At 68.9% G+C, this 4,654-nt stretch carries 6 protein-coding genes and 1 pseudogene; 4 read left to right on the forward strand and 3 right to left on the reverse strand.

The window, feature by feature from the left end; genetic code table 11:
• Positions 1-72: 72 nt before the first annotated feature.
• The 3 genes from AWB95_RS22780 to AWB95_RS22790 are packed head-to-tail and all read right to left on the reverse strand — an operon-like array spanning position 73 to position 1,956.
• On the reverse strand, positions 73-765 hold the full coding sequence (locus tag AWB95_RS22780) for a hypothetical protein (RefSeq protein ID WP_062541810.1): 693 nt from the start codon (positions 763-765) through the stop codon (positions 73-75).
• Positions 766-790: 25 nt separating this feature from the next.
• The gene (locus tag AWB95_RS22785; protein WP_085168679.1) at positions 791-1,570 is read right to left on the reverse strand and encodes a hypothetical protein; all 780 of its coding nucleotides are present in this window, start codon (positions 1,568-1,570) and stop codon (positions 791-793) included.
• Entirely contained in the window at positions 1,567-1,956 is a 390-nt protein-coding gene (locus AWB95_RS22790) for a hypothetical protein (RefSeq protein ID WP_420799454.1), read from the reverse strand. The genes AWB95_RS22785 and AWB95_RS22790 overlap by 4 nt, the downstream gene beginning before the upstream one ends.
• A gap of 139 nt (positions 1,957-2,095) precedes the next feature.
• Here AWB95_RS22790 and AWB95_RS22795 point away from each other — a divergent pair, with 139 nt between their 5' ends.
• The 4 genes and pseudogenes from AWB95_RS22795 to esxG form a co-directional block, all read left to right on the forward strand.
• Positions 2,096-2,548 (forward strand): hypothetical protein, encoded by a 453-nt coding sequence (locus tag AWB95_RS22795; protein ID WP_085168682.1) that lies wholly within the window; start codon positions 2,096-2,098, stop codon positions 2,546-2,548.
• On the forward strand, positions 2,545-2,853 hold the full coding sequence (locus AWB95_RS22800) for a PE family protein (RefSeq protein ID WP_085168681.1): 309 nt from the start codon (positions 2,545-2,547) through the stop codon (positions 2,851-2,853). Before AWB95_RS22795 ends, AWB95_RS22800 begins: the two co-directional genes overlap by 4 nt.
• Positions 2,854-2,855: 2 nt before the next feature.
• Positions 2,856-4,481 carry a PPE family protein gene (locus AWB95_RS22805; protein ID WP_211279759.1) on the forward strand — a complete coding sequence of 542 codons (1,626 nt, stop codon included), beginning with the start codon at positions 2,856-2,858 and terminating at the stop codon, positions 4,479-4,481.
• Between the two features lie 36 nt (positions 4,482-4,517).
• Positions 4,518-4,654: pseudogene (gene esxG / locus AWB95_RS22810) on the forward strand (type VII secretion system protein EsxG); the annotation flags it as partial.

Consider the following 4,654-nt stretch of genomic DNA (forward strand, 5'->3'; position numbering starts at 1 on the left):
AGGGAACCATGACACGTAATCGTACAAAAGTGTGGGATCTAAATTACGTCACTGTAATTATGTCGCAGACCACTAAGCCTCGATCTGGCCAGCAATGCGCCGTTCGATGCTGGCCCGAACCGGGGTCGGCAACACGATCAGCCCGTCGAGTTCCTTACTCGCTCGCGCGTAGGCGCTCTGCCGCTCCTGCGGGCTGGCCGCGTCATCTTGTGCCAGCTGCAACAGGTTCCGCGCGCGGGCCAGACGCTCTTGGTCGTCGGCGGAGAAGTCGCTGCGACGCCGGCGAATCGCCTCGGCCTCGGCGATCTCGAACGCGGTGACGTACTCATGCACCGCGTCGCGGTAATCCAGTTGCGCGTCGCGGTCGTTGGCCATGTCCTCGGGCCGCTCCGGACGCAGCAAGTCCGCGCGCCGCTTGGCCGTGTGGAACGCGATCGTCAACGGATTGCGCATATCGGTCATCATCGGAAAGTCCAGCAGCTTGGCGAGGTCGATTTCGTAATCGAACCACCGCGCGTCGGTCCGGTCATGTTCCGCGATCAGCTTGGTCAGCTCTCTCCGGTAGCTCTCCTGATTGCTTCTCGCCCGCCCGGACGCTTCGGCCATCGCGATCTTCGCCTGCTGCCTCAACCGGTACCGCTCGAGCCGTCGTTCGGCCCGCCGCTCGTTGGCCGCCGCGATCGCCCGCAGCCCTCCGCCGATAGCCCCGCCCAGCGGGAACACCAGCCACCAGAAATTCGCGGCGAAATGCAGCACCGGGCTCACAGTGCCAGCATGCCACCGCCGGTCGTCAGTGCTGCTTGACGACCGCGCGAGGTGCGGTCCGCCAGCTGCGGCTGCCGTTGGGGTGCCGGCGGGGCGGCTCGAGCAGCAACACCGCCTGGCCGTCGACGAGCACCGGCCGCACCCAGTCGCCCAGTTCGATGCACTCGCCGGGCCGCGGCCGGCGACCGTCGTCGTCGCGGGCCAGATCGATGGGCGCGCGGGCCAGCAGCTCGTCGATCGTGGCCTCGTAGGGCAGCTCCTCCAGGCCAGGCAGCGTGATGAACAGCCCGTCGTTGCCGGACAGGTGCAGCCCGACAGCGGCCAGCGCGCCGAGCACCCCGCCCTCGGTGCCGCCGTGGCCGGACAGATGCACGCCGAGCATCGTAGCAAGTTCGCGAGCGTCGTTGGCGCACAACACTTCTCGCTTAGCACGTCGGCCGAACTGGATCAGCGCCGCGGGGTCGTGCAGGCGGCCGGGGATGGCCACCGCCAGCCCGGGGTCGGCGTCGGGCGGGCACACCTGTTCCAGGAGCTTTCCCGCGAGTTCGATGACGCGCGCCGCGACGGCGTCCGGGTTTCCGTCGACGCTGCGCCACGCCAGGCATGCGCTGGAATTGTGCGAGGTGTAGGGGATTCGGTCGTCGACCAGCAGCTGGTGCCGCGTCGCCCCGGCCGGGCTGCCCAGTCCGGCCGCGGCCAGTTCGCGAAGCAGCGCCCGGGCCCGACGCCCGGTACCCGGGCTCCACAGGTCGTCGGTGTCGTCGATGCCGATCAGCAGATCCACGCCGGCCAGTGCAGCGGTCACGGGTTGACGTCCAGACCGGTGACATCACGCACCCAGCGACTCAGGTCGAGCTTGGCGCCCGCGAGCTTGAGCGTGTGGCGCTTGGTGACGTTCAAGATGACCTGATCGGTGAGTTCGGCTGCGGTCAGAGTCTGGGGGCCGCGCCCTACCACCCGCACGCTGGTGACGCCGGTGGCATGCGCCGCGTCGAGAACCGAACGCACGGTGGGCCCCTTCTGGACTTGGGCGCCGCGCGACTGCGGTGTCCGGATTTCGACCTGCGGAAGGTTTTGCAACTGCGGCAATGTGAACCGGGCGAGCACTTGGCTGTGCTGTTGCACCACCAGAATTTCCTCGGGCGCAGACCTGCCACACGCGATCAGGTTGAAGACGAGAACGACCATGATCAGCCGCGCGGCTGGTATCCGCATGGATGCACCCTATGGGTTGCGAGATAACGCATTCAAGGAGCGCAAAGGGAGTAAAGTGCCGCACGTGCGGGTATGGGCAGGTGCCGGTTCGTCCGATCGTGTGCTGACGACGGACATGCTGCGCGAGGTCGCCCTGCCGGTGCTTGCGGTCGCGGCGATCGTTGCGTACGCGGATGTCCGCACCCCGCTCGGGCTGCCCGGACACCGCGGCCTGGTGTGGCTGACCATGCTGGTTGCGGTTGCGTTGGCGACGCGGCGGCGCGAGACGGTGATCGCCGTCGGCGCAGCGGCGACGACAGCGACGCTCGCGCTTCACGTGGCGGCAGGCCCCTGGGGAGCCGCGCGGTATCTCGTCGCGGCCGTGTTGCTGTGCGCCGTGGCGACCGGAGCGCGTCGGCAACCGTGGTTGCTGGTGCTCGCCGCCGCGCCGATTCACCTTGTCGCGCTGGCCGGTTCGGTGGTCTCGGCCGAGCGGGCGGCATTCCATTTGGTTTTCGGTCTGACAGCCGGGCTGCTCGGCTGGGCTATCGCATTCGGTATGGGTCGTCGAAGGGAGTGGGTGTCATGACGTTGCGTGTGGTTCCGGAGGGCCTGGCCGCTACCAGTGCGGCGGTCGAAGCGATCACTGCACAGTTGGCCGCCGCCCATGCGGGCGCGGCCCCGGTGGTCTCGGCGGTGGTACCGCCGGCGGCCGATCCGGTGTCGCTGGAAGCGGCGGCGGTGTTCAGCGCCCGCGGTACCCAGCACTCGGCGGCGGCGGCCAAAGGCGTCGAAGTGTTGGGTCGTGCCGGAACAGGTGTGGGCCTGGCCGGAACCAACTACGCCGTCGGCGATGCGGCGGCGGCATCGACGTATCTGGGAGCGGGCGGCTGACGATGACCGCGCCGGTCTGGATGGCCTTTCCGCCGGAGGTGCACTCGACGCTGTTGAGCACCGGTCCGGGGCCGGGCCCGATGCTGGCTGCCGCCGGAACGTGGTCGGCGTTGAGCGCCGAATACGAAGCTGCCGCAACGGAGTTGACCTCGGTACTGGTCGGCGCGCAGGCGGTGTGGGACGGCCCGACCGCCGAGCAATACGCGGCGGCACACATGCCGTACCTGGCGTGGTTGTCGTTGGCGAGCACGCTCAGCGCCGAGGCGGCCGCCCAGCATACGACCGTAGCCGGCGCCTACACCGCGGCGCTGGCCGCGATGCCGACGCTGCCGGAATTGGCCGCCAACCACGCCATCCACGCCGTGTTGGTCGCGACGAATTTCTTTGGCATCAACACGATTCCGATCGCGCTCAACGAGGCTGACTACGCCCGGATGTGGACACAGGCGGCCACCACGATGAGCACCTATCAGGCCACCACCAAAGCGGCCCAGAACAGCAGCGGCGCCGGTGCCGGTAGCGGGGCGGGGTCAGGCAGCGGCGCCGGAGCAGGCAGCGGCACCGGAGCCGGTAGTGGCGCCGGCGGGGGAGGCGGCGGCGGTGGCGGCAACGGGAGCGGCGGCGGTGGCGGCACCGGGTCGTTTCAGCTGCCCACCCCCGAGGAGATCTGGGAGATGTTGTTCGGGCCCGACGGCGAGCAGATCCCGGGCCAGGGCCAACCCAACTGGTCTCCGGAACAGTACTTGCAGAACCTCGGCAACTTCTTCAACGGCAATGCCCAGGCATTGGCCTGGCTGCAACAAAACATGCATGGCTTGCTGAACCCGTCGCAGGCCCCGGCGCTGATTGCCTATTTCATCGCCTGGCAGACCTATCGGATCGTCAACTGGACGCTGCGCACATTGCGGTTTTTGATCCAGGAATTGCCGCTGCTGATCACCGTCGGCGTGAGCCTGATGATGCCCACCCTTGCCGGCGGGCTGGCGGGGTTGGCCGGCCTGGCGGGCTTGTCGGGCCTGCCGGGGCTGGCGCAACCGGCCGCCGTTCCGGCCCCCGCGCCGCAACCCGCGGTGTTGGGTATCCAACCGCCAGTCGTAGCGCCGGTGACCGGGACGGCCCCGACGATCGCGACGAGTCCGGTGGCACCGGCCGCGCCGACAGTCGCGGCACCGGCGACCGTGGCGGCGCCCGCCGCCCCGCCCGCGGCCCCACCCGTCCCGCCAGTCCCGGTGACGGGCGCCGAGGGCTTCGGTTACATGGTGGGGCTCGCCGGTCTGAGTAGCGAAACGAGCCTGTCTACCCGCTCGAAAGCCAAGAAGCCAACCACGCAGAGCACCGAAGTGGGTGCCGGCGCGGCGGCGCCCGAGGCACAGGAGCGGGCGCGGCGACGGCTGCACTCCGTCATCGACCGCGGGTACCGCCACGAATATCTGGACGCCGAGCCGGTCACGGCATCAGATCAGGGTGCCGGCTCATTGGGCTTCGCCGGAACGGTCACGAAGACGGGTCTGCAGGCGGCAGGGCTGACCACGCTGACGGCCGACGACTACGGCGGCGGCCCGACGATGCCGATGCTGCCGGACGGCTGGGGCGAAAGCTCCGGAGGGGAGGCCGGTGCCCGCAACTAGACGGTCAGTAATCGCTCGAGAGATAAGGACAGTGTTATGAGCATGTTGGATGCGCATATTCCGCAGTTGGTGGCGTCGCAGTCGGCGTTTGCGGCCAAGGCGGGGTTGATGCGCTCGACGATCGGTCAGGCCGAGCAGGAAGCGCTCTCCGCGCAGGCGTTTCATGTCGGGGA

The sequence above is a fragment of the Mycobacterium celatum genome (assembly GCF_002101595.1).
GTDB lineage: Bacteria > Actinomycetota > Actinomycetes > Mycobacteriales > Mycobacteriaceae > Mycobacterium > Mycobacterium celatum.

What these genes read in the sequence shown, in the direction of transcription:
- AWB95_RS22805 (WP_211279759.1), top strand. Translation starts at nt 2,856, where the DNA reads ATGACCGCGCCGGTCTGGATGGCCTTTCCGCCGGAGGTGCACTCGACG.
- AWB95_RS22795 (WP_085168682.1), top strand. Translation starts at nt 2,096, where the DNA reads ATGCTGCGCGAGGTCGCCCTGCCGGTGCTTGCGGTCGCGGCGATCGTT.
- AWB95_RS22800 (WP_085168681.1), top strand. Translation starts at nt 2,545, where the DNA reads ATGACGTTGCGTGTGGTTCCGGAGGGCCTGGCCGCTACCAGTGCGGCG.